Raw genomic sequence first — 23,249 nt, 5'->3', positions numbered from 1 at the left:
CTTCCTTTTATTACAGGTCATGGCTACAGTGACACTGCCTATTAAGTGCTAAAGTACGTTTAAGCGTTTATTTACGCATCAACACAATGACCTTTTATTAAAGTGAAATTATGAAACAAAAACAATTTTCTATGCCAGATGCAAGCATCATTTTGCTGTGTGTGGCAGTGGTTGCCTATATGGCCACGGTATTTATTACCCCTGGGGTATTTAATGCAGAATCTGGTAGCCACACTGTGCAGCTTTCACAATATCAAGCCGTTAACGACCAACAATCACCACCTGTTTTTGCACAAGGTGGCGACATTGGTTTAGCAAATGTATTGTTTGAAGGCTTAGTGTCGGGTGATAAATATGGTGCAGCTATTGGCGTAATGGCGTTTATTTTAATCACTGGCGGTGCCTTTGGCATTATTATGAAAACCGGCGCGATTAATAACGGCATTATGGCACTTATTAATAAAACCCAGCGGGTTGAATGGCTGTTTATTCCCTTACTGTTTTTACTATTTTCGTTAGGCGGCGCGGTATTTGGTATGGGCGAAGAGGCTATTGCATTTTGTATTGTGCTGCTCCCTATTATGCAACAACTTGGCTACGACGCTAAAGTCACTGTACTTACAACTTACGTGGCCACGCAAATAGGCTTTGCCACCTCATGGATGAACCCTTTTAGCATTGCTATAGCGCAATCGATAGCTGAAATCCCAGTATTTTCTGGTGCGGGCTTTCGTATGTTAGCGTGGGCTTGTTTTACCCTTGTAGGCCTCGTGTTTACAATGCGCTATGCAAAACGGATAAAAACACAATCCCAAAAAACGGGTGATCAGCCAACGATTAAACTCAGCCTAGCCGATGCACTCACATTATTAGTGTTTGTATTGGGCATAGCCTGGGTTGTATGGGGGGTGATGGCGCGCCAATATTATATTCCTGAGCTTGCTGCGCAGTTTTTTTGTATTGGCCTTATCAGTGCAATAATTGCCATCGTGTTTAAAAAGCTAACCGCGAATGAGTGCGCGGAAGCGTTTAAACACGGTGCACAAGAATTATTGCCAGCGGCGTTATTAGTCGCACTGGCTAAAGGCATTGTATTACTATTAGGCGGTAGTGATTTAACCACTCCCTCAACTCTCAACACCCTGCTTTATTACTGTGCAAGTAGCATAGCCAGTGTGCCAGATTACATTGCAGCTTGGGGAATGCTGGTGTTTCAAAGTGTATTTAACTTTTTTGTTTCATCGGGTTCAGGCCAAGCTGCCATCACTATGCCACTGATGTCTCCACTTGGCGATTTGCTCAATGTATCAAGGCAAATTGTAGTATTGGCCTTTCAATTAGGCGATGGATTAACCAACATTTTAATTCCCACCTCAGCTAGTTTAATTGGTTGTTTAGGGGTCGTGAAATTAGATTGGGGAGAATGGGCTGCGTTTATTTGGCGCTTTGCTCTAGCACTTTTTGTATTAGCAAGCGGCTTTATATTTCTTGCTTACTTTATTAATTATCAATAAAAAGAATTTGTTATGTTAACTTTAATTCAAGGTGCAAACGTTTATGCACCTACCTACCTAGGCACACAAGATGTTTTAATTGGCGGTGGTAAAATCATTGCTATTGACGAAAATATAATCCTCGACAGCAGTGTACTCGTCAAACGAATTGACGGTAAAAATAAGCTTGTTACGCCGGGGTTTGTTGACTCGTTAGTGCATATTACCGGTGGCGGTGGCGAAGCTGGATTTGCCAGCCGTACCCCTGAAATGAACCTAACCGATGCAACCCTATCGGGCACTACCACAGTGGTGGGCGCACTGGGTACCGACTCAAGCTCACGTACGCTTACCAATTTGGTTGCCAAAGCAAAAGGCCTAAAAGAGCAAGGGCTGAATGTATTTTGCCATACCGGTTCGTATCATTTACCCGCTAAAACTCTTACTCGCTCAATCACTGACGACATCATGTATATAGAGGAGTTTATAGGTGTTGGCGAAGTGGCTATTTCTGATCATCGCAGTAGCCAACCTACGGTCCAGCAATTAGCAGAATTGGCAGCCGAGGCCAAAGTAGCCGGTATGCTCAGTGGTAAAAAAGGCACTGTGAGTATTCATGTGGGCCCTGTTGATAGTCACTTGAGTATTTTGCATCAGGTGGCTCAGCAAAGTGATATTAAGCTTAAACAGTTTTATCCTACGCATATGAACCGTAATAAAGGACTTCTTGATGCCGGTATTCACTTTTGTGATCAAGGCGGTACTATCGACTTTACCACCAGCACCACCGACTACGATTTAGCACATGGTGAATATGCAGCAGCCCATGCCCTTGCCTACTGCTTAGAACAAGGCGTAGCACCAAATCAACTCACTATGAGCTCAGATGGCCATGCTAGTTTACCTATTTTTGATAAAGACTTTAATTTATTAGGGCTTGAGGTGGGCAAAGAGGCATCCCTACTGAGTTCGTTTCAGCAAGCAGTCAAAGAATATAACGTCCCTATAGAGCAGGCTTTAATGAGCATAACCAGTAACCCTGCCGATATTTTAGGACTTGATAAAGGCCGCCTTAAAGCAACAAGCGACGCGGATGTTGTCCTTCTTGATAAAGAGACCTTAACCCCTGAGTATGTATGGGCTAACGGCACTTTAATGGTGCAAAACACCCATGCAGTCATAAAAGGAGTGTTCGAGTAACACGCAACGCAATGCTGCTGAGAATGCTCAGCAGCATAAAATGCTAGATACTGAGTTATCCTAAGTGCCCACTTTCATAAATTGGGGTTACCCAATATTTTAACGGCGTGTACTTACAAACAGGACTTAGCGCCGTTTTTACTATGGCAAGTTCAGATAATAAAATATGCACCTCAAATTGATAAAAACTGCGATGCCCTTCTACTTGCTCGGCAATATCAAACTCGCTGTGCTCTTTGCTATAGCCTTGAATTTTTTTTAAGTTAAAGCCGGTTATACAGTCTATGCCTATTAATATATCAACTACGTCATCTTTTATATTTGTGGGTGCATTTAGGGTAAAAAGTAACTGTTCAGCCATGTTTCTTCTCCAACCAACCATAAAAGATAGGTAATAAATAAAGTGTTGTAATAGTGGAGGTAATTAACCCGCCAATAACTACGATAGCTAATGGCTTTTGTATTTCAGCCCCTGGACCTGTTGCAAACACCAGCGGCAATAAACCAAACATAGCGGTTGTCGCGGTCATTAATACAGGGCGTAGCCGCCTACTAGCACCATCTAAAATGCACTGCGTTACATTTGCAGCAAACATTTTAGTTTGTTCAAAATAGCTGATCATCACAATCGCATTAAGTACGGCTACCCCCAATAGGGCAACAAACCCTACCGATGCAGGCACCGATAAATATTCATTACTAATATACAAAGCAATCACCCCGCCCATCAGCGCAAACGGGATATTGGCAATAATTAGCATTGATTTAGATAGCGATTTAAAGGTAGTAAATAAAATAATAAATATTAATATTAACGCCACAGGAATGAGTACTAATAAATTTTGCGTTGCGCGTTGCTGACTTTCAAACTCGCCACCAAAAGATAAAGTAAATCCACTGGGTAACTTTATATTACTGCTAATTTTAGCTTTAAGTTCATTCACGTAACTCACCACATCACGGTTATCTACGTTGACGCTAACTGAGGCAAAGCGCTTAGCCTTTTCGCGCTCTATTAACAATGGCCCTGTTTTAAAACCAATACTAGCAACGTCTTCAAGCGGCATTAAGCTATTATCTGGCATTAAAATAAGGCTACTTTTTAGCGCTTGAATAGAAGATAAATCCACTAATTGGTTTTTAGCTGTGGCACTATTAAATACAATAGGAATAACACGGTTGCCCTCTTGCAGCGCAGACACCTGTAATCCTTCAAGCTGAGACTTTAAATACTCACTTAATGTTTGCGTTGTTAAACCAAATTGACTCGCAACCTCAGGGTTGAGCTTAATATTAACGTATTTGCCCCCTTCAATAAGCGCCATTTGCACATCACTTGCCCCCTCAATACGATTTGCAAGCGCAGTGATTTTTTCTGCAAGCGATGACAAGGTTGCAATGTCGTTACCAAACACTTTAATTGAAATATCGCCAGTGCCACCCGTTAGCATTTCTGATACACGCATTTGAATAGGTTGAGTAAAGCCAATATTAACACCTGGAAATTGCGCAAGCGTTTGGCGAATATGCTCTATTAGTTGCGCTTTTGAAGCAAAGCGCCATTGCTCTTTTGGTGCCAACTCCATAAACACATCGGTTTCGTTTAACCCCATAGGATCAAGCCCCAGTTCATCCGATCCAGTACGCGCGACAATTTGCACTATTTCTGGAGTGTTTTTTAATAAGGTGGCTTCAATTTGCTTGTCTATATCAAGGGAAGCCTGTAGTGAAATACTGGGAGATTTTTCAAGCTGAACAATAATGTCGCCTTCATCTAACACTGGCATAAAGCTTTTACCAAGTCCCTGAAATAACACGCCACTGAGGATCAGTACCATCATTGAAGTAACACTTATTAGCATTGGCTTTTTAATCGCCTCAGCAAGGGTTTTACTATAAAAGCCTTGTAACAAAGTCACCATTTTAGGCTGTTTTACGGGTTCATTTTTCAACAATAGCGAGGCTAAAATAGGAATAACTGTAAGCGATAACAATAGCGCACTTAACATAGCAAATACGATAGTGAGCGCTACAGGGGTAAATAATTTTCCCTCAAGCCCGGTGAGCATTAACAGTGGTGAAAATACAATAATAATAATGATAGTGCCTGAAAAAACCGGTGCAGCAACCTCTTTACAGGCGCGATAAATAACATGTAGCCTAGGTAAATGTTGATTATTAGCCAGCCGATTTAAAATATTTTCAACAATGACAACCGATGAATCCACCAGCAAACCAATTGCTATCACTAAGCCCCCTAAGCTCATTAGGTTGGCTGATAAATTAAACTGTTTCATCATAATGAAAGTTAACAGCGCCGACATAGGTAATGATAACGACACCACTAAAGAGGAGCGAATATCCCCTAAAAACAACGCCAATAATACAATTACTAAAATGATAGCTTGGCCTAATGCGCCAGTAATTGTGCTAATTGCGGTGTTAATAAGATTAGAACGATCGTAAAACACATTAATGCTGGTACCTTGCGGCAGTGAGGCTTCGATTTGGCGCAGTTTACTTTTTACCTCTGTCACCACTTGCGCTGTGTTACTATTTTTAAGCGCAATAATTAGCCCTTGAACAGCTTCTTCGCTATTTTTGGTCACAGCCCCATAACGAGTTAAACTTCCGATATCAACATGGGCCACATCGCTTAAGCGGATCACTTTGTTTTGTGTTGATTTAACGACTGTATTTTTGATGGCCTCTAAATCACTATATTTACCCTCAGTACGCAAAATTAACGTATCGTTGCCTTTTTCTAAGCGCCCTATGCCACCATTTTGATTGGTTTGCACTATCGCCTCTCGCAGTTGTAAAAAGCTAACTTGATGCTGCTGCATTAATAAGTTGTTGGGGGCGATAGCAAACGTTTTTGCATACCCGCCTAAGCTATTTACATCAGCTACGCCACTCACGGTTCTCAGTAATGGCCGTATTTGCCAATCAAGTAACTCTCTTTTTTCAATCAGCGATAAATTAGGGCTTTCTATGGTAAACATAAACACTTCAGACAGCGGCGTACTCATTGGTGCCATACCACCACTAATATTGGTAGGTAAGCTAGGTAAAATATTTAACAGCCGCTCGTTTACTTGCTGGCGCGCCCAGTAAATGTCAGTACCTTGTTTAAAGTCAATGGTAATATCGGTAATCGAATACTTGGTGGTAGAGCGCAGCATTTGCTGAGCAGGAATGCCCAGTAGTTCGGTTTCAATAATGCGCGTTACTTGGGATTCAATTTCAAGGGCGTTCATACCCGGTAATTTATAAACAATTTTTACTTGGGTAGGCGATATTTCAGGAAATGCATCCACCGGAATACTCAACCACGAGCGAGCCCCTATAACCATAGCAATAATGGCAAAAATACTAACAAACAATCGCTGCGTTAGTGAAAACTTAATAAGCAGGTTCAACATTTATTCTCTCCCTAAATGCAACAGTATTCCCTGCAATGCACTTACTGAGCTAATTAATACTTGTCGGTTATTTAAGGGGATATTGGCGCTAAAAATAAAATCTTGATTACGTGAACCAATTAACTGTACAGGCACAAACTCAAGGTGTTCGTCAGCTTTAATGGCAATATAATTGGTATTTTCAAACTCAAATAGCGCCGATTTGGCAACGCTGTAACCCGTTATTTTTTTAACCGGAACCGCTTTAATACTCTGCCCAATGGTTAAGTTACATTGTGCAGAGCTTGGTGATGCCCAAATAGTTTGATGGTACTTATTAGCAATATTGTCTACGCTTTTAATTTTGAGTTGGCACTGCTCAGAAACCCTAAAATAAGATACCCCTTTGCCCAAGCTAATAGGAACAGTAAACTTAACCTCAATACTATTAGGGTCAAGAATGTCGAATGCTCGTTCGCCTAACATACGATTTGCCGCTTGAGTAGGAAATTGTAATATCCCTGTTTTTGGGCTGATCAAGCTCACGTTTTCTTGCTCATCAACCTGCAAATAGCGCATTTGGTGATTTAAATGCTCAAAGCTCAGTTTAGCTGCATAGTAACTTTGCGTAATAGTGACCCACTCAGAGCTCCTAATAATTTTATTTTTAAGGTGCACCTTGTTTATATCATAATGGCTCTTAGCTACATTAAGCATGTCTTTTGCTGATTGGTAAGTGTCTAAAAAGTGCTGAACATCACTGCCTTGAACAGTTGCAACAATAGCGCCTTTTTTTACATGACTCCCGTTAGCGTATAGATAATTAATTTGCGCGACATCAAATGCAAACAATACCGTGTAATTTATACCCGGCTTATAACTCACTTCCCCCATTACACTTTGAGCATCAATAAAGTCAGTAGCATGAGTGGTGGCAAATTGAGTATCAAACCCGCTTAATTCGCTAATCGGAATGGGAGCAAGCGTTTGCGCGGCTGACACACGGCTAATAGTTAAACAGGTCAGCATAGCGATAAATAATAACGCGTTAGAGTGTTGAACAAAATTACATCGTATTTTTGTATAATTTAACTGCATTTGGTTTGTTCGCATGTGATTAATTTTATAGAATAACCATGCCTTTTTTACGGGGTTATCGCATCAGGCAAACGCCTTAACATGCCAATAAACCTTAATTTTTGTATCACAGTACATATGTCCATTGTAAATTTAACTTACTGATAATAGAGACTTTAATGAGAGATAAAATAATTGCAGCAACACTATTGATGATCATGGTGTTAAATTTTTTTGACGTGATCATGGATTTAAAATTAGGAGTGCCGCAGTGGCATATTTTTACTGAGAGTTTAATTGTGGTTATTTCTGGCTTGGGTGCTCTGTATTTAATTAAAGATATTAACGCACGAACCAAAAAAATTAATAACCTCAAGCGCGAGTTAAACAACTCTATGACTCAGCTAAACAATATATCGCAGGAAATGAAAGACGCGCGCCATCAATACAGTGGTGTTATACAAACTCAATTTTCTCAGTGGACACTCACTCGCAGCGAGCAAGAGGTCGCTATGTTATTACTCAAAGGACTTAGCTTTAAAGAAATTAGCGCACTTAGAAGCACTAAAGAAAAAACAGTACGCCAACAAGCTTCAGATATATATAGTAAAGCGGATGTAGAGGGCAGACATGAGTTTGCCGCATGGTTTTTGGAAGACTTTATGCAGCAAAGGCACTATGCGCATTCAAGCTCAGCCATTAACTAATGCAGTGACTATCGCATTTACTTGTGCGCTATTTTAGTCAGCATTAAAGTGGCAGCTAAATTTCGCCATTATGACTCAGGACTTTAAAGCTCAAGGTCATATTTTAGAAAATAGTAATTACGTTGTATTAGTAGTTAATTATATCGTTACAGAAACGATTATGTTTTTAATAAAAATGGGCCCAATTACAGCAAAGCCTCAATCTGATTTAGACTAATAATAACGCAGTTTTTAACAATACTCGTTTTTGAAAGTTACTTTTACCTATAAAAAAACGCCTTAGCTTAATAAACTAAGGCGTTTTTAGTGTTATACGCTTAAATTAAAAAGTATATTTTGCACCTAAAGATAGGCGGCGTCCTTTAACATCGAAAAATTCTCCATCGTCGTAAGTGAACGGGTTACGTGGTGGTTCACGGTCAAATATATTGTTAACACCAACACGTAACTGTAGCTCATCCATTAGATAAGTTTTGTACATGAAATCAAATGTTGTGTAAGACGGGATATCATTGTAGTTGTTGTCCTCAATGGTCCAGTCGTTATCATTAACAGTTGCATGACGGTAGCTCATGGTTAGCACATACGCTGAATCACCGTGAGAATAAACGGCATTAAAACGGCCCTTCCAACGAGGTGAAGCTATTTCGCCTACATCAGTTCTAAAATCTTCAGCACGGCCAGTTGAATTACTATTGTCATCAATAAGGTACGTTGCCGTTAATTTTAGTGCTAAGTCACCAGAGAACAGTTCAGTACGGTATGCAGATTCAACATCTACGCCTTTTTTGTTAATAACAGCGGCATTTATAGGACGAGTAAAGAAGTTTTCAATTTCACCCGTTTCTTTATTACGCACAACGTTACTGCAGAAAGGGTTATCTAACGATGATGACTCATAACAAAGCTCAACACTGTTACGGCCAAAGTATTCAATAGCGCCTTCTACTTCGAATGACCAGTAATCAAGCGTTATATCTAGCCCTTCCACGAACTCAGGTGTATAAATTAAGCCAATGGTGTAATCGTTAGATGTTTCATTTTCAAGGTTTTGGTTACCTTGAATATAGCCTGGTAAGCTACCACCTGAAAGCCATTCATCTGATGGCATCCAGCCTTCAGGAAGCCCTGCTGCTTGGCAGTTTTTGATTACATTATCTTTATATTTACTGCCTGATTCAGCGATAGAGTCAGCTCTACATACATCCGCGCGACCTGAGCTAAACGTTTTTGAGTTAGGCGTGAATAAATCCCCTAGGTTGGGAGCGCGTACTGATTTAGAACGGTTTAAGCGTATACGTAACTCATCAGTTACACCCCAGTTTAGGGCTAATTTCCAGGCATTATCTTCACCCGTTACCGAGTAATCCATGTAACGAAATGCTGTTTCAAGGGTTAAATCCGTTGTTAGGAAGGTTTCTTCTAATAATGGAATTGAAATTTCAGCTGAGAGCTCATTTACATCAATCTCACCATCCATTGGAAGGCTTGAATTACCAAAAATTAAGCCTTTTTGCATATTTTCAGACGGTGTAATAGTTGCTGACTCACGGCGGTGCTCAGCGGTAAATGCAGCTGCAACATAACCGGCAGGTAGCTCAAATAAGGCGCCATCTACAGTAACAGCAAACACGGCTTGATCGTGTTGTGCAAAGCGCGTTGCATCAGTCGCTATATAGTCTAACTGTGCTTGTGTTGCCGAAGTCGCGCCCATTGTGTTAAATGGTGTACAACCAGAGATAGCCCCAATAACTTCGCCGTCTGCATTACGCTTAGCACATACTACATTGCCTTGGTATTCAACGGCATCAATAGAGTTCGCCAAGTTTTGCGTTAATACTTCGCCAGTCCAAAGAGTATCTTGCTCGATGCGACCAAATTGTGCGTAAGCAGAGTAGCCCCAGTCATCACTTAATATACCTTCAGCGCCTATTGAAGTACGGAATACTTCACGCTCTTGGTTATATGCACGATCGCCCCATAAGTTTTCGTTAGCTTGGCGAAGTGTGACTGATTTCAGCCCATTGTCGTCCATTACTTTAGCCATATCGCTTTTTATAAATGCATTGTCGCGACGTATTGTATGGCGGAAGAAGGCTGGAGAGCTCTCTGTGGTTGCATCAGTTTTTGAATAAGTAAAGTCAAAAGTAAGTGCATGGTCGTCATTAAGTTCATAAGTACCATACGCTGAAGCAATCATACGCTCTAGTGGCGTTTGAAAGTACTCTTTATAGCCGTGGCCAAAAACACCATCGCCTTGATTTTGACCATCTTGGAAGTAGCTTGTAGCGTCTCGTCCAACTCCTGGGTTTGGAATACGACCTAAACCATAGTCAAACGGTTTTAGGTTACCATTTGCATCAAAAGTGTAGTGGTGATTGTCATAGCCGTTATCAACAAAGGCGTCTTTGGTAAAAAAGTCACCACCTTCTGAGTAGTAAGCAAGGCCAGTTGGTTGACCTAAAACAACACGTGAAGGGATACCGTCGTCACCACTTGTATTTGCAGGGTTTGCGAATGAGTTCACAGGGTTGCGGTAAAAATCACGGCTCAGCTTGCCATAGCTTTTGTTTTCTGTGTAATTAAATGAAGCAATAAAAGAGAGTTTATCGCCTTCCATACCACCTGTAATTGAGAAGTTGTTTTGCTCGCCGCCACTTTGCTCTGGACGTACAGTAGAAACATCAAGTTCAATCCCATCCATTGATTTTTTAGTAATGATATTTACAACACCAGCTACAGCATCTGCACCGTAAACGGCTGCAGCACCACCTGTAGCAATCTCGATACGCTCAATCATTGTGGTAGGAATGTTGTTTAAATCAACTGCAGTGTCACCCACAGAACCAGGCACAAAGCGACGGCCATTAACAAGCACTAATGTACGCTCTGATCCTAAACCACGAAGATCGGTTGTGTTAAGACCTGACGCATAAATAGTGTTAGTCGTTGTTTCTGGTGATAGGCCAACCGTCGCTTGTGGCATTTCTGCAAGCAAATCATTAACGTTAGTAATACCTTGGTTTTCCATCTCAACGCCGCTGATCACAGTCACAGGCGTTGGCGAGGTTAGGTTAAAGCGCTTAATTTTTGAACCAGTCACTTGAATGCGTTCAACTGGTTTAGCATCTGCTGTTGACTGAGCGAATGCACTCGATGCGCCAATAGCACCTGTTACAAGTACTGTATTAACTGCTGCTGCGATAAGATTTATTTTTTTCAACATAACACCTTTCTTTTTACAGAGTGACTTAGTTTGTGATCTCTGCTAGTTAGCCTGAGGAAAAGTTACTTTTGCTAAGCCATTATTTACATGAACGTTAAATATATGCCTTACAATGTAACCAAATGTAATTTATCAGCATTTTTAACACAGGAATAAAGTTGAGTCTCACCAGCCAGCAATGTGTCAAATGTTAAAGATAAGTTTTTTATGTTTTTTTTATGAATAATTATTGGTAACACACTAATTTAAAATGATTTTTTTTGTAAAAATAGATTTACAAACCCAGCATTAACGTAAATAACACCAAAAAAAACAAGCCAAATTAACCTATTGATAATATTATATAAATATAAAAGCTTTATTTTTAATCAATAATGTTAAAAACGCTCAAAAACTAGCGTTCACTTTTTGTGCGCTTGGTTCTTTTTAGGGAACTTTATTTAGAGGGCTTACTTTTAATGGTTAATTAAACCTCGATGCGCGCACTTTTTAACCGGGCGTTTCTTCGTTAACAACATCGTTTATAGCAAAATCGAGTTTGATACTTGCACTCGTATTTTTTAGCAATTTAGGTATAGTTGCTGCAATATTTTAATAAATCGGATTTTACATGACTCACTCTACTTATCCTATTGGCACACCCGGCAAGCAATGGAATCACGAGGATAAAGCGCATTGGCTGGCATGCCAAAGTATCAAGCGAAGCTATCAACAAGAAGTCGTAACATTAATTGATGAACTTAAAAACACTCTAGAAGTACAGCAATACGGTGAGCTTAATTATGCCGCAGGTAGCTACCCTTTGTACGCGTTAAAAACCACTAATTTTGATACAAACAAAGCCACAGTTTTAATTACTGGCGGCGTACATGGCTACGAAACCAGTGGTGTTCATGGCGCTTTAAGATTCGCTAAAACATTGGCAAATAAGTACGCTGAGCACTTTAATATTGTAATTACCCCCTGTATTAGCCCATGGGGCTATGAAACAATTAATCGTTGGAACCCTGATGCGGTCGACCCTAATCGCTCTTTTTATCAGGGCAGCCCAGCACAAGAATCAGCGGCAGTGATGAACTATGTGCAACCTTTAAATACTGATTTAATCGCGCATATCGATTTACATGAAACAACAGATTCGGATAACAGTGAATTTAGACCTGCACTTGCAGCACGCGAAGGCAAAGTAAACACCAATTGGAATATTCCAGATGGCTTTTATTTAGTGGCTGATAGCAACAAACCTGAACCCGCTTTTCAAAAAGCAATTATTGAACACGTTGAAAAAGTAACGCATATTGCACCTAGTGATGAAAACCAGCAGTTAATTGGCGTTCCACAAACACAATTTGGGGTAATTAATTATGCAGGGCGTGATTTAGGCTTATGTATGGGATTTTCTGAAGCTGCGTATGTCACCACCACTGAAGTGTATCCAGACAGTGCAACGGCTAACCCTGAAGAGTGTATATTAGCGCAAGTTGCTGCAATTTCAGGTGCCTTAGACTACATTATTAATAAGTGACCAATGCAGTAGATAATAAGTAAAAGGAGCGGCTATTGAAATTTGAAAATAACTACGGCAGTTATAGCTTGCGCGTTGAAGGTAATATAGTTATTGGGCAGTTTAAAGGTAACTTAAACCCTCAGTTATTAAATCATTTTAAAGCCGCTTTATTAAATACCATTGAACCGTTTAAGCATTTGCCTTGGGGTTATATTAGCCACTCTCCCGAAGTGATCGCTGCTACCCCCGATGCTGAAAAAAACATGATAGATGTAAGCCAAACAATGGGGATTAATAACTGTTTGATCAGTGCGTTTGTCCTCACCTCGCCTATTGCTATAAGGCAATTGCAGCGGATTATGCACAGCTCTGGCCGTGATGCTCATTTACAAGAGTGCTTGTTTGATGATTTTCAAAGCGCCAAAAAATTTGTAATTAAGCAGCTAGCCCTAGCCGAGTCAGGTTGTTAACTGGCTAGGACTCATACTTTATTAATTTTTATAAAACTGACTGTCTTTGGTAATAGTAATTGCAGGATCTTCTTGCGAAGTGATCACAAAACTCAGCTTGCTCACTTTGCGTGCTAAGTCGTAACCGTCTGCGGTCACCGTTACCGGCACACTTTTCATCAGCCCAGGCTCTACTAATATAGCATTTGGGCTTTGCAATGTAGCCCCCTCTAAACCGCTAATTGAAATTGAATAATGCAGCGGTTGTTGAGTTTTATTGATAATAGTGAGCGTGTAAGGATTTTCAACTAAGCCTTCGTAATTTACCCGGTACAATGCGTTTCTATCTCTAAGTACTGAGGCTTCTATAGGGGTACGTTGTAACATCCATGCAAACATAGATAAAATTAATAGCGCAGTTAACGCCCCATAGCCTACAAGTTTAAGCCTAAATGGATTCGTTTTTTGCCCTGCCATTTGCTTTTCACTGGCGTATTTAATTAAGCCTTTTTCGTAGCCAAACTTATCCATGGTGTCATCACAAGCGTCAATACATAAACCACAGTTAATACATTCATATTGCAAGCCATTGCGAATATCAATCCCTGCAGGGCATACTTCCACACATAAGTTACAGTCTACGCAATCACCTAAATTAAGCGCTTTAGGATCCGCTTTGCGTTTACGTGGGCCGCGATTTTCACCCCGCTCACTATCGTAAGTAACCACCAGCGTGTCTTTATCAAACATCACCGATTGAAAGCGCGAATACGGACACGCCACAGTACACATTTTTTCACGTAAAAAGCCCGCATTTCCATAAGTACAAAACGCAAATAAAAATACCCAAAAACTAGTGATCCCAGACCACTCTAAATTTAACATTTCGAGATACAAGGTTTTAGCGGGGATAAAATACGTTAAAAATGAGGTCGCCGTGAGTATCGAAATAACCAGCCAAGCACTGTGCTTAGTGATTTTTTTTCGCCATTTGGTAATATCCCACGGGCTTTTATCAAGCTTAATACGCTGGTTACGCGTACCCTCTATACGTTGCTCAACCCAAGAAAACATTAACATCCAAATGGTTTGTGGGCAGGTATAACCACACCATACTCTGCCAAGCCAGTTGGTAACAAAAAATAGGGCAAACGCTCCCACCATAAACAGCATGGCTAAAATCATAAAGTCTTGAGGGAGCAAGGTAAGGCCAAAAATAGTAAATTTTTGGGTGGCCACATCCAATAAAACCGCTTGCTGGCCGTTATATTGAACCCACGGAATGGCAATAAAACTCAGCATTAACAACCAGCCTAAATTGCGACGTATACGTTGAAAAAAACCTTTTTGCTCGCGTATATAAATTGGCCCCTCTTCTTTATAGGGCTTTATGATCATGTCTTCTTCTTTAATATCAAACTTCATGTTACTTACTTCATAGTGACGGGTATTAAGCAAGCATTTGCAACTTTCAGACCATACTGAAAGTTAAACTAAAGCGTTGATATTAAATGACTTTAAAAATAAAACCGAACTATAATATCGCGATATTTAGCGGTTATCGCGATATATCACGAATTAACTCTGGCGACGCAGTCCTAATTTTTGCATTTTTGAGCGTAAGGTGCTCTCTGGTAAGCCCAACTTATTTGCCGCGCCTTGTTCACCTGCAATTTTCCAATTACACAGTGCTAATACGCTGCTTATATGCTGTTTTTGTGCTTCATCAAGTGTAAGCGTTGGGTTTATGGCGTTATCATCGCCCGCTTTGAGCGGCTGACTTAACTGTAATGTAAAGTGTTTAGATAAAATAGCTTCTCGTTCAAGTACATTTTGCAGCTCTCTAATGTTACCTGGCCAGTCATAGGCTTGTAATTGCCTGATCGCTTTTGTACTTAACCCTTGCAATTGCTTACCTAAGCGCTTGTTTATTTGTGCAATTAAGTTTTGACACAAGTAAGGAATGTCTTCTTTTCGTTCTTTAAGTGCTGGCACATGAATAGGAAATACATTTAAACGGTAATATAAGTCCATTCTAAACTGCCCTGCTTGTACCATTTCCCACAAGTTACGGTTGGTTGCAGCAATGATGCGAATATCAACCTTTAGGGTTTGACTACCGCCAACGCGTTCAAATTCACGCTCTTGTAATACCCTTAATAGCTTACTTTGGGACTCTAACGGCAGCTCTGCGACTTCATCTAAAAATAAGGTGCCGTGATCGGCAAGTTCAAAACGTCCTTTACGACGCTCGTTAGCGCCAGTAAATGAGCCCCTTTCATGCCCAAAAAGTTCTGACTCTAATAAACTTGGAGTGAATGCCGCACAATTTACTTTTATAAATGCTTGTTCGTTGCGTTTACTGAGACGGTGTAAGTTACGCGCTACCAACTCTTTGCCAGTGCCATTTTCACCAAGAATGAGTACGGTGCTGTCGGTTTCACTCACTAACTGTATTTGATCTAACATGCGTTGGAATACAGCGCTGTGGCCAACCAGTCCTGAATCTTGCCAATCCTCATTAAGCTCGGCAATAAGGTAATCATTCTCATCTTTTAGCTGCTCGCTTAGGTGCTTTACTTGAGCTAACGCTTCGTGCAACTGAGTTTGCGTTTGCTGTTGTGCTGATATATCGCGAAATACTGCTACAGCACCAATGAGCTGGTTATTTTTATAAACGGGAGTGGAGGTGTACTCAACGGCAAAGGCACTGCCATCTTTGCGCCAAAATACTTCGTTTTTTACTTCGCGGCGTTTGCCATCAAACATAGTGCAATAAATTTGGCACTCATCGGCAGGGTAAGGGGAGCCATCGGCATGGCTATGATGATGATATTGGTGTATTTTTTTTCCTAATAATTCATCGGCCGTCCACCCAGTCATTCGCTCTGCAGCTGGGTTTACAAATACCGCATTGCCGGATAAATCAAATCCGTATATGCCCTCACCCACCGCATTAAGCAATAAGGTAGGATCGTTTAAAAAGTTTTTTATCATAATACAACCTCGCGAAATATCGCGAGCATTATGCCAATTTTATCCTGCTTTAGCACTTAATAATGGCTAAATAACGCCTTAATATTTATTTTGGCTTCTAAACGCGCTGCAATTAAATATAAGCCAGCTAATTTACGATGAATAAACAATGCATCCACAGGAGGGGTATGCCACTGCTGCGACTGTGCGCTTAACTGTAATCCGGCATCTTTGATGTTGCTAGCAAGCTCACTGTTTTTAAAATCAAACTCACCATTATAGCGAAGTGGCTCGCAAGCCATTAAAAATAAATCAATTACTCTTTCTTTATAGTCATCTTTTAGAGCGTCTTTAAAATAGCCAATAGCAGTGGCAGCATTGAGCACGCCTTCACGATCATTATTACTGCCAGCTTTAAACAGGGCTAAATAAGCATCACTAAGAGTAGCCGTAATTTCTCGGGTGGCACCAAAATCAAATAACACAATTTTTTGTGACTCTGGTTGGTAATGGTAATTAGCAAAGTTAGGGTCGGTTTGAATTAACTTAAACTCAAACATTTCTTTAAAAAACAAATCAATTAGTTGCTCTGCAACATGACTTCGCTCAGCAGCGGATAGATCACAAATGCCTTCTATAGGTTTGGCATCAACATACTCCATTGTAAGTACCTGCGCAGTGCTGTGCTCTACATACACACTAGGCACTTTAAAGTGGGGGTTAGTCGATAATAAGTTTTTATAGCGTGCTAAATACTGTGCTTCTAGGGTGTAATCAGCCTCAGCTAGTAACTGCGCTTTCGCTTCTTCAACTAAGAGTTTTATATCCAATTCTTTAGGTAATAATCGCGATAAAGTAAGTAAAGTGATCACATTATCTACGTCGCTTACCACACTTTTAGCAATACCTGGGTATTGAATTTTAACCGCTAATTGAGCACCATTTTCTATATAAGCTAAATGAACCTGCCCAATTGATGCAGCTGCAAACGGTCTTAGCTCAATATGAGAAAAACGCGATAACCAGTCATCTCCCCATTGCTCTTTTAGCACGCTCACTAATTGCTTATGTGGCATTGGGTTGGCATCGGCACGCAACAAAGACAGTAACTGCGCAAGCTCTGGAGTTAATAAGTCGCCAGCATCCATTGAAAGTAACTGCCCAAGCTTCATTGCCGCACCGCGAAGATGCGACAGCTGAATAGCTAAGTTTTCAATATTTTTCGGCTGGAGTAATAAGCTCTTATTATCCCAGCCTTTACCACTAAGCGCACTTTTGGCACCGCCCACTAACATATTTGTGGCAACGCCGGTGGCTAATGAGCCTAACTTTGCAAATCGTGAAAGTCGAGAGGTGGGAACGGATCGCTCATTAGCCATAATTAACCTAATCTATTAATAATAAGGTCAATTAATACGTTTTATTACGCTTGTTGGATCTAAATTATAACCGAGGTACTAGTTTAATCGCGCCTTCGACTACTTTTAAATCTAAGGGTAAATTACTTAACAGTGCCATTTTAGGGTCGTTCATATTTAACTTATAAACAGGGTTAACCGCTAAAAATGCATTCATGACATCCATCGCCTCGTTATCCAGCACTTCTAAATTACCTTTAAAACCCCCTGCATCGATACTTGAATCGCGTAACTTAACATTACGTAAAAATACGGCTTTTTTCTCGCTATCATAAAAAGGCGTGCCTTGTATTTGTAACTTTAAACGCACAGGATACTTTAATGCAAAGGCATTAATCTCGGCGCTCGAATCAGCACCTAATAAAACATAATCACTGTTGTCGGGACCAATATTAACGCTTAAATCATTTACATCAAACTGCACAGGTAAGCCCATCAGGCTAACTTTTTCACTTAATTTAGGTAACTCTTTATTTAGTAACGACTCAACCTCTGAATTTGTAAATGAATAAACCGAAATACCCTGAGTACTGTTACAAGCAGTTAAGAATAATAGTGAAATAAAAACAAAAATTTTCATGCAAAACCCTATTCATTAATCGTATTGGCAGTAAGTAGCCATAATAAAAAACCGCTTTAATAGCGGTTTTTTTTATTTTAGTTGATAAAAGTCATTGCGCTTAATTTACAGCAAAAATAACTTTTAACCTTGCTAGTGTGTCAGTTGTGACTGAACCTTCGCTGAGTGCTATTAATTGCTTTAAATAATAGTTTAAATCAGCGTGGTCACCACGGTGCTTGTCATCTAGCATTGCCACTTGCTCAACCATTCTTTGCGCTGAGCCATGCGAACTCACGTTGGCTAGTATTTCCATACGGGTTAGCAACTGCTCGATACTTAATGACGTTTTTACCACACCAGTATACTGACTTGGCACTGGTTCATTATTCTCAAGCGCAACAAATAATGCGTTTAAGTTAGCTTGTTCGTTTTTGGCAGCTAATCCGGTTAGCTTTTCATCTATAGCTGACAATAAAGCGGATACTTTAGGCGTTAACGATTTAAATGGCATATACCCTTTAACTTTGGTTTGCAGATCAAGTAATTGGGCTTTACCTTCAACACTATTTAAAGCCGCTTCGAGCTCATTTAGTTCGGCTGTTGCTAGCTTATCTGATTCACCTTGCTCGCGTTTTTGCTGCTCAAACTCTTCGCTGCGTTTAGTGAATGTTGCATCATTAAACTCACGAAATTTTTGCCATAGTGCATTCTCAGCTTTTAAGCCTGCAAACCCTATACTCTGCCATTGTTGCTGTAACTGCTTTAACTGCTGACACGCCTCTGCTAGGTTTTCACTTTGAGATAGCTGTTGCGCTTGCTCAACGAGCTCATTTTTAAGTGCGGCATTGCCTTTATGAAACGCATTAAGTGAAGATACAACTAGCTGCTGTTCTGCCTTATAACGCTCGTTTAAAATTCGGTATGTTTTAGGATCAACTTTACCTACACTACGCCATGCTTTTTGTAATCGGTTGTAGTGGCTTTCAAATTGTTTCCAATCTAAATCAGCATCCTCTGTCGCTTGTAAATGCAGTGCATGCATTTGCGCTATTAGTTGCTCACGCTCTACTTTAGCCGCTTCACGCTGGATTTCTTGCTCTGCGAAATAACTACGACAAGGTGCGAACAATAGCTCAATTTTTTCATCAAACTCATTTCCTTGCTGCTTTTCTTGCTCTGTATCAAGGCGACCTAGTTCATTCCAACGCTTACGCAATACTTTAACTTGGTCAGCACGCTGTTGCGGATCGTTACAAGGCTCATCAACTAGCAGTGTTACTTCTTCTAAAAGTGCAGTGCGTTTAGGAGCCGCTGCATACTTTTGCCAATCTTTAGCATCAGCTAGCTGCGCTTCTAGGTCAGCTTTTAAGTTAACCAGCGGCTGTTGGTATTTCTCAGTTAGGGCATTAAATAGCTCTTCGAAGCCTTTAAATACACCAAATGCAACATTAAAACGCCCTTCTTCAATTAAACGTTTAACATCACGCGCTTTTCGCTTAGCTTGGCTTTGAGTTTTTTCTAGCGGCTTAGTAAGTTCGCTCATTGAAGCTAAGAACTGCTTCTTATGCGCATTAAGCTGAGTTTTGAATGACGCTTGTAAATCAGCGCTAAGTAAATTTAAGTGGCTGCGTGCAGTTTTAAAGGTATTATTGAATGCTGTTAACTGTTGATCGTAATCGCTAAGTTGCTCTGCAGGTTTTATTTCACTAAGCGCATTGTAGGCAATTTTATATTCTTTAATCGCCGCAGTTAGCTCAGGCAACTTAGCAACTTGTGAGAATAATTGCTCAAGCTTATTAATCACTTGTTTTGATTGCTGATCAGCCACCAGTTCAGTTTTATCTAGCGTGTCTTTCGCTTGCGCTACTTTTGCATTAAGCCAGTCTTGCTGAATTTGCTCTGGCGTTTCTAACCCTAACTGTAATGCATTCTCAATTTCTTCACTTAATGCTTCTAACGTAGCTAACGCTAACACTTGGCGCTGTTGCTGAGCTAAACGTTGCTGCTCTACTTCGTGCTGCGCTTTTAGTATGGCAATGTGGGCATCAAGCTTATCGGTAATTGAAATATACTTAGCATCAAGAGTTTTTACATGTTCTTCACTTAGCCATTTTAATTCTAGAGCTTGCCATTGTGCCATGAGCTCTGCGGCTTGTGGGTCAACAATGGCGTAGTCGTGTTTATCACGCAATGCATTAAGCTTGGCTAAAATAACACGGGTTGCGTTTTCAACTTGCGATGGCATTTCAAGTGCTAAACGCTCGTTTTCAAGATGACTTTCAAGCGCTACTTTAGCTTCACCTTGAGCATGCTTTAACAAAGCTTTAGTTAACTGCTGAGTAATCACTAAATCAACTAACTGCTTTTGCAGCTCTTCATTGGCTTCTTTAAAGGCTTTTTCAATCAGTTTAGGGTTTGCTAGGCGTTTTAATAGCTTAACTCTCACTTGCAGTTCTTTTTCTGCAAATGCTAGTTTTTCAAGGGTTTTAATCGGTGCAAAGCGTTCAATATACTCATTTTTAATCTGTGCCGATAAGCTACTTTCACTGTTTAATACAGCAGACGAAATTTGTTGCTCAGCCACATCTTTTAATGCCTGATCTTGCTTGTAAGCTTTCCACCAAAGCGGTAAATCGTTTACTTTTTGCAGTGCTTTACGACGAATTTCAGCCGATGAGTCTTCAAGCGCTAAGGTGCTTAAAATTGTTACGTCGCGTGCTACATCAAGTTTTTCAATCGCATCTAAACGAACTTGTTGCTTCGGGTGTTTCCATTTTGGTGTAAAAAGGTGTTTAAAGATCATTTTCACTGAACCTAGCTATTTCGTTATCTGATTTAAATTCTTTTTGTAGTTGCGCTTTGGTTTTTTGGATCATTTCTCCATCTGCACCAATGGTAAACTGCTCGTTTGATTGTGCTACTTTTGCTTGATACAACATCACAAGTTGCACTGTTTGTTGTTTTTGTTCATCTGATAAAGGTGTGCCATCTGGCCACTTTCCTGTTGATGCACCATATTGTAGGCGCTCAAATAATTCTGGAGTAATATTCTGTACTAAGTTGTCAATATTCATGTCATTTTTTCTTTTTCAGAGTCACTAAAATAATACGGTTAATAAGGTACCAAATACAGCCAATGCCTATAGCTGAGGTATACGCATACCACTGAAGTGTTTTTTCTTGAGGTTGTAGGAAGTACAAACAAAAGAAGCCACCTAAAAATAAGATCAGCGCTAAAAAGGAGTGGTTCATAAACATTTGCTGCTTTTTAATTCGCTGCTCACGTTGAAGTTGTTGAACTTGCTCGGCATTTAATTCAGCAACGTTACTTTGGCAATGTGGACACTGCGGATGTTTATCTGAAATTGATTTTGCACATTTGGGGCAACGAATAATCGCCATACATCTCTCTCCATACTACGCATAAAAAAAGCGCCTTTCGGCGCTTTTCATTGTACTTGTTTTATTGCTCTTTGTCTTTTTTGAATTTAACCCAATAGTTCATATTAGGTTATTAGGGTCTGTTTATTCAGCGTCTTTTGATTGCTTTTCAAGGCGCTTTTCCCAGAAGGTAGCATTTTTAATCCCTAACTTAACGGGATCAAATATGATTTTTCCACCTTTTTTCTTTTGTTCTTCATAATCGCTCAAACATGATAAGGCCGGTTTAGCGACAAAGAAAATGGCTAATATACCCAATATGTTGATCCACGCCATTAAGCCAACGCCTATGTCGCCAATAGTCCATATATAACCGGAACTGTTAACCATGCCGTAGGCTACCATAAACATAATCATAAGTTTTACCACTACAAGCGGAATACTTCCTTTAAAGTAGCGATTTAAGTACGCGATATTAGTCTCAGCAATGAAGTAATAAGCAAGTATAGTGGTAAAAGCAAAGAAGAATAAAGCGATACCTACAAACGCTTCTCCAAAGCTACCAAATACACTAAACAACGCCATTTGGGTAAAGGCTGCTGACCCCACTTCAGTTGCCGCATCAACATTTTGTATAATGAATTGACCCGCAGGTAATTCACCAACAATGTTGTATTGCTGCGTTATTAAAATCATTAATGCAGTTGCTGTACAAACAAAAAGTGTATCAACATAAACAGAAAAAGCTTGAACTAGACCTTGCTGTGCAGGGTGATCAACTTCTGCCGCGGCCGCAGCATGAGGACCTGTACCTTGACCGGCTTCATTAGAATAGATACCACGCTTAACACCCCAAGCAATTGCAGCACCAAAGCCTGCTTGGGCTGTAAATGCATCACCAATAATAAGCGAGAAAATGCCTGGTACTTTGTCTATATTTAAAAAGACGATAATTAAGGCCAATACGATGTAACCAAGCGCCATAAATGGCACTACAATTTGCGTAAAATTAGCAATGCGCTTTATACCACCAAAAATAATAAACGCTAAAACAATTAGAATAATGGCCAATGCAACGAGTTTAAAACTGCCTACGTCACCAAAAGTTGTAGACACCATAGTGCCATCACCAAATACTTGAGTGAATGCATTACCTACAGCGTTTGCTTGTACGCCCGGCAGAAAAACCCCACAGGCTATAATTGCCGACACAGCAAATAAAACAGCCAGCCACTTTTGTCCTAAACAACGGTCAAAATAATAGGCTGGACCACCGCGGTATTGGCCGTCTTCTTCTAATTTATAAATTTGACCTAATGTTGATTCTGCGTATGCAGTGCTTGCACCTAAAAAAGCAACAACCCACATCCAAAAGATAGCGCCAGGGCCACCAAAACCAATTGCGGCAGCAACACCGGCAATATTACCAACCCCTACTCGACCAGACAATGAAACAGCAAGAGCTTGAAAAGATGAGATCCCTTTTTCTGAGGTGTTGGGGCTAAATAATAGCTTACACATTTCTTTAAAATGTCTAACTTGAGCAAATCGAGTTAGTACGGAGTAAAATAAGCCTGCGCCTAGGCATAAATAGATGAGTGCATTACTCCAAACAACATCATTAACGGCGCTTACAAAAGCTTCCATGAACATCCTCACAGTTATATTTATTATTATTAATTACCATACTCTGCTACTCAGAATACCTGTCATAAGCTTTACGAAATAAGGGGTTAATCTTTTTCGTCTTTCTTATTGTTCAATCGATATTAACTTAAGTACCCAACCTTGTTAACAGTTAATTTTCAAAACAACTTATTGTTTATTTATATTGAGCCTGCTAAGACAA

Annotated in this window: 17 protein-coding genes; 5 read left to right on the top strand and 12 right to left on the bottom strand. The window is 40.2% G+C overall.

Translation table 11 applies throughout. From position 1 onward, the window contains the following. Positions 1-110: 110 nt before the first annotated feature. Together yfcC and iadA are read left to right on the top strand one after the other, a co-directional pair. Positions 111-1,514 carry a putative basic amino acid antiporter YfcC gene (gene yfcC / locus ACNSN2_RS04900; protein ID WP_138570819.1) on the top strand — a complete coding sequence of 468 codons (1,404 nt, stop codon included), beginning with the start codon at positions 111-113 and terminating at the stop codon, positions 1,512-1,514. 12 nt (positions 1,515-1,526) lie between these two features. Then, positions 1,527-2,693, top strand: a complete 1,167-nt coding sequence (gene iadA, locus ACNSN2_RS04895; protein ID WP_418608674.1) for a beta-aspartyl-peptidase — start codon at positions 1,527-1,529, stop codon at positions 2,691-2,693. A gap of 55 nt (positions 2,694-2,748) precedes the next feature. On the opposite strand, the gene ACNSN2_RS04890 is transcribed toward iadA, so the two are convergent. The 3 genes from ACNSN2_RS04890 to ACNSN2_RS04880 are packed head-to-tail and all read right to left on the bottom strand — an operon-like array spanning position 2,749 to position 7,195. Further along, positions 2,749-3,054 (bottom strand): DUF3240 family protein, encoded by a 306-nt coding sequence (locus tag ACNSN2_RS04890; protein ID WP_010392847.1) that lies wholly within the window; start codon positions 3,052-3,054, stop codon positions 2,749-2,751. After that, positions 3,047-6,118, bottom strand: a complete 3,072-nt coding sequence (locus ACNSN2_RS04885; RefSeq protein ID WP_418608673.1) for an efflux RND transporter permease subunit — start codon at positions 6,116-6,118, stop codon at positions 3,047-3,049. The genes ACNSN2_RS04890 and ACNSN2_RS04885 overlap by 8 nt, the downstream gene beginning before the upstream one ends. Next, on the bottom strand, positions 6,119-7,195 hold the full coding sequence (locus ACNSN2_RS04880) for a hypothetical protein (protein WP_418608672.1): 1,077 nt from the start codon (positions 7,193-7,195) through the stop codon (positions 6,119-6,121). A 158-nt stretch (positions 7,196-7,353) separates the two neighbouring features. Between ACNSN2_RS04880 and ACNSN2_RS04875 the strand changes: the two genes are divergently transcribed. Continuing rightward, a complete protein-coding gene (locus ACNSN2_RS04875; protein ID WP_010392853.1) occupies positions 7,354-7,881 on the top strand; it encodes a helix-turn-helix transcriptional regulator in 528 nt (175 codons plus the stop codon). A 322-nt stretch (positions 7,882-8,203) separates the two neighbouring features. On the opposite strand, the gene ACNSN2_RS04870 is transcribed toward ACNSN2_RS04875, so the two are convergent. Next, positions 8,204-11,107 carry a TonB-dependent receptor plug domain-containing protein gene (locus ACNSN2_RS04870; RefSeq protein ID WP_418608671.1) on the bottom strand — a complete coding sequence of 968 codons (2,904 nt, stop codon included), beginning with the start codon at positions 11,105-11,107 and terminating at the stop codon, positions 8,204-8,206. Positions 11,108-11,717: 610 nt separating this feature from the next. Between ACNSN2_RS04870 and ACNSN2_RS04865 the strand changes: the two genes are divergently transcribed. Then, positions 11,718-12,632, top strand: a complete 915-nt coding sequence (locus ACNSN2_RS04865) for a M14 family metallopeptidase (RefSeq protein ID WP_418608670.1) — start codon at positions 11,718-11,720, stop codon at positions 12,630-12,632. Between the two features lie 35 nt (positions 12,633-12,667). Continuing rightward, on the top strand, positions 12,668-13,084 hold the full coding sequence (locus ACNSN2_RS04860) for a hypothetical protein (protein WP_418608669.1): 417 nt from the start codon (positions 12,668-12,670) through the stop codon (positions 13,082-13,084). Between the two features lie 21 nt (positions 13,085-13,105). Here ACNSN2_RS04860 and ccoG read toward each other — a convergent pair whose 3' ends face one another. The 8 genes from ccoG to ACNSN2_RS04820 form a co-directional block, all read right to left on the bottom strand. Continuing rightward, on the bottom strand, positions 13,106-14,488 hold the full coding sequence (gene ccoG, locus ACNSN2_RS04855) for a cytochrome c oxidase accessory protein CcoG (protein ID WP_418608668.1): 1,383 nt from the start codon (positions 14,486-14,488) through the stop codon (positions 13,106-13,108). Between the two features lie 153 nt (positions 14,489-14,641). Continuing rightward, positions 14,642-16,060 (bottom strand): sigma-54 interaction domain-containing protein, encoded by a 1,419-nt coding sequence (locus ACNSN2_RS04850; RefSeq protein ID WP_418608667.1) that lies wholly within the window; start codon positions 16,058-16,060, stop codon positions 14,642-14,644. A gap of 56 nt (positions 16,061-16,116) precedes the next feature. Then, entirely contained in the window at positions 16,117-17,418 is a 1,302-nt protein-coding gene (locus tag ACNSN2_RS04845; RefSeq protein WP_418608666.1) for an ABC1 kinase family protein, read from the bottom strand. Positions 17,419-17,482: 64 nt separating this feature from the next. Next, a complete protein-coding gene (locus tag ACNSN2_RS04840; RefSeq protein ID WP_010392868.1) occupies positions 17,483-18,037 on the bottom strand; it encodes a DUF1439 domain-containing protein in 555 nt (184 codons plus the stop codon). Between the two features lie 100 nt (positions 18,038-18,137). Then, the gene (locus ACNSN2_RS04835) at positions 18,138-20,822 is read right to left on the bottom strand and encodes a DUF349 domain-containing protein (RefSeq protein WP_418608665.1); all 2,685 of its coding nucleotides are present in this window, start codon (positions 20,820-20,822) and stop codon (positions 18,138-18,140) included. Then, positions 20,812-21,093: a YeaC family protein gene (locus ACNSN2_RS04830; protein WP_008114080.1), complete on the bottom strand. Its 282-nt coding sequence runs from the start codon at positions 21,091-21,093 to the stop codon at positions 20,812-20,814. The genes ACNSN2_RS04835 and ACNSN2_RS04830 overlap by 11 nt, the downstream gene beginning before the upstream one ends. Position 21,094: 1 nt before the next feature. Beyond that, positions 21,095-21,421 (bottom strand): hypothetical protein, encoded by a 327-nt coding sequence (locus tag ACNSN2_RS04825; RefSeq protein WP_008114079.1) that lies wholly within the window; start codon positions 21,419-21,421, stop codon positions 21,095-21,097. Positions 21,422-21,544: 123 nt separating this feature from the next. Then, positions 21,545-23,047, bottom strand: coding sequence for an alanine/glycine:cation symporter family protein (locus ACNSN2_RS04820; RefSeq protein ID WP_010392877.1), 1,503 nt, complete (start codon positions 23,045-23,047; stop codon positions 21,545-21,547). Positions 23,048-23,249 lie beyond the last annotated feature (202 nt).

The organism is Pseudoalteromonas sp. US3C1013 (genome assembly GCF_048401115.1).
Lineage (GTDB): Bacteria > Pseudomonadota > Gammaproteobacteria > Enterobacterales > Alteromonadaceae > Pseudoalteromonas > Pseudoalteromonas undina.
This window is presented reverse-complemented; position numbering and strand designations above follow the sequence as displayed.

Excerpts from the sequence above, each read along its gene's own strand:
- ACNSN2_RS04890 (WP_010392847.1), bottom strand. The coding sequence starts at position 3,054 with ATGGCTGAACAGTTACTTTTTACCCTAAATGCACCCACAAATATAAAA.
- ACNSN2_RS04880 (WP_418608672.1), bottom strand. The coding sequence starts at position 7,195 with ATGCAGTTAAATTATACAAAAATACGATGTAATTTTGTTCAACACTCT.
- ACNSN2_RS04830 (WP_008114080.1), bottom strand. The coding sequence starts at position 21,093 with ATGAATATTGACAACTTAGTACAGAATATTACTCCAGAATTATTTGAG.
- ccoG (WP_418608668.1), bottom strand. The coding sequence starts at position 14,488 with ATGAAGTTTGATATTAAAGAAGAAGACATGATCATAAAGCCCTATAAA.
- ACNSN2_RS04820 (WP_010392877.1), bottom strand. The coding sequence starts at position 23,047 with ATGGAAGCTTTTGTAAGCGCCGTTAATGATGTTGTTTGGAGTAATGCA.
- ACNSN2_RS04835 (WP_418608665.1), bottom strand. The coding sequence starts at position 20,822 with ATGATCTTTAAACACCTTTTTACACCAAAATGGAAACACCCGAAGCAA.
- ACNSN2_RS04885 (WP_418608673.1), bottom strand. The coding sequence starts at position 6,118 with ATGTTGAACCTGCTTATTAAGTTTTCACTAACGCAGCGATTGTTTGTT.
- ACNSN2_RS04875 (WP_010392853.1), top strand. The coding sequence starts at position 7,354 with ATGAGAGATAAAATAATTGCAGCAACACTATTGATGATCATGGTGTTA.
- ACNSN2_RS04850 (WP_418608667.1), bottom strand. The coding sequence starts at position 16,060 with ATGATAAAAAACTTTTTAAACGATCCTACCTTATTGCTTAATGCGGTG.
- yfcC (WP_138570819.1), top strand. The coding sequence starts at position 111 with ATGAAACAAAAACAATTTTCTATGCCAGATGCAAGCATCATTTTGCTG.
- ACNSN2_RS04840 (WP_010392868.1), bottom strand. The coding sequence starts at position 18,037 with ATGAAAATTTTTGTTTTTATTTCACTATTATTCTTAACTGCTTGTAAC.
- ACNSN2_RS04825 (WP_008114079.1), bottom strand. The coding sequence starts at position 21,421 with ATGGCGATTATTCGTTGCCCCAAATGTGCAAAATCAATTTCAGATAAA.
- ACNSN2_RS04870 (WP_418608671.1), bottom strand. The coding sequence starts at position 11,107 with ATGTTGAAAAAAATAAATCTTATCGCAGCAGCAGTTAATACAGTACTT.
- iadA (WP_418608674.1), top strand. The coding sequence starts at position 1,527 with ATGTTAACTTTAATTCAAGGTGCAAACGTTTATGCACCTACCTACCTA.
- ACNSN2_RS04865 (WP_418608670.1), top strand. The coding sequence starts at position 11,718 with ATGACTCACTCTACTTATCCTATTGGCACACCCGGCAAGCAATGGAAT.
- ACNSN2_RS04845 (WP_418608666.1), bottom strand. The coding sequence starts at position 17,418 with ATGGCTAATGAGCGATCCGTTCCCACCTCTCGACTTTCACGATTTGCA.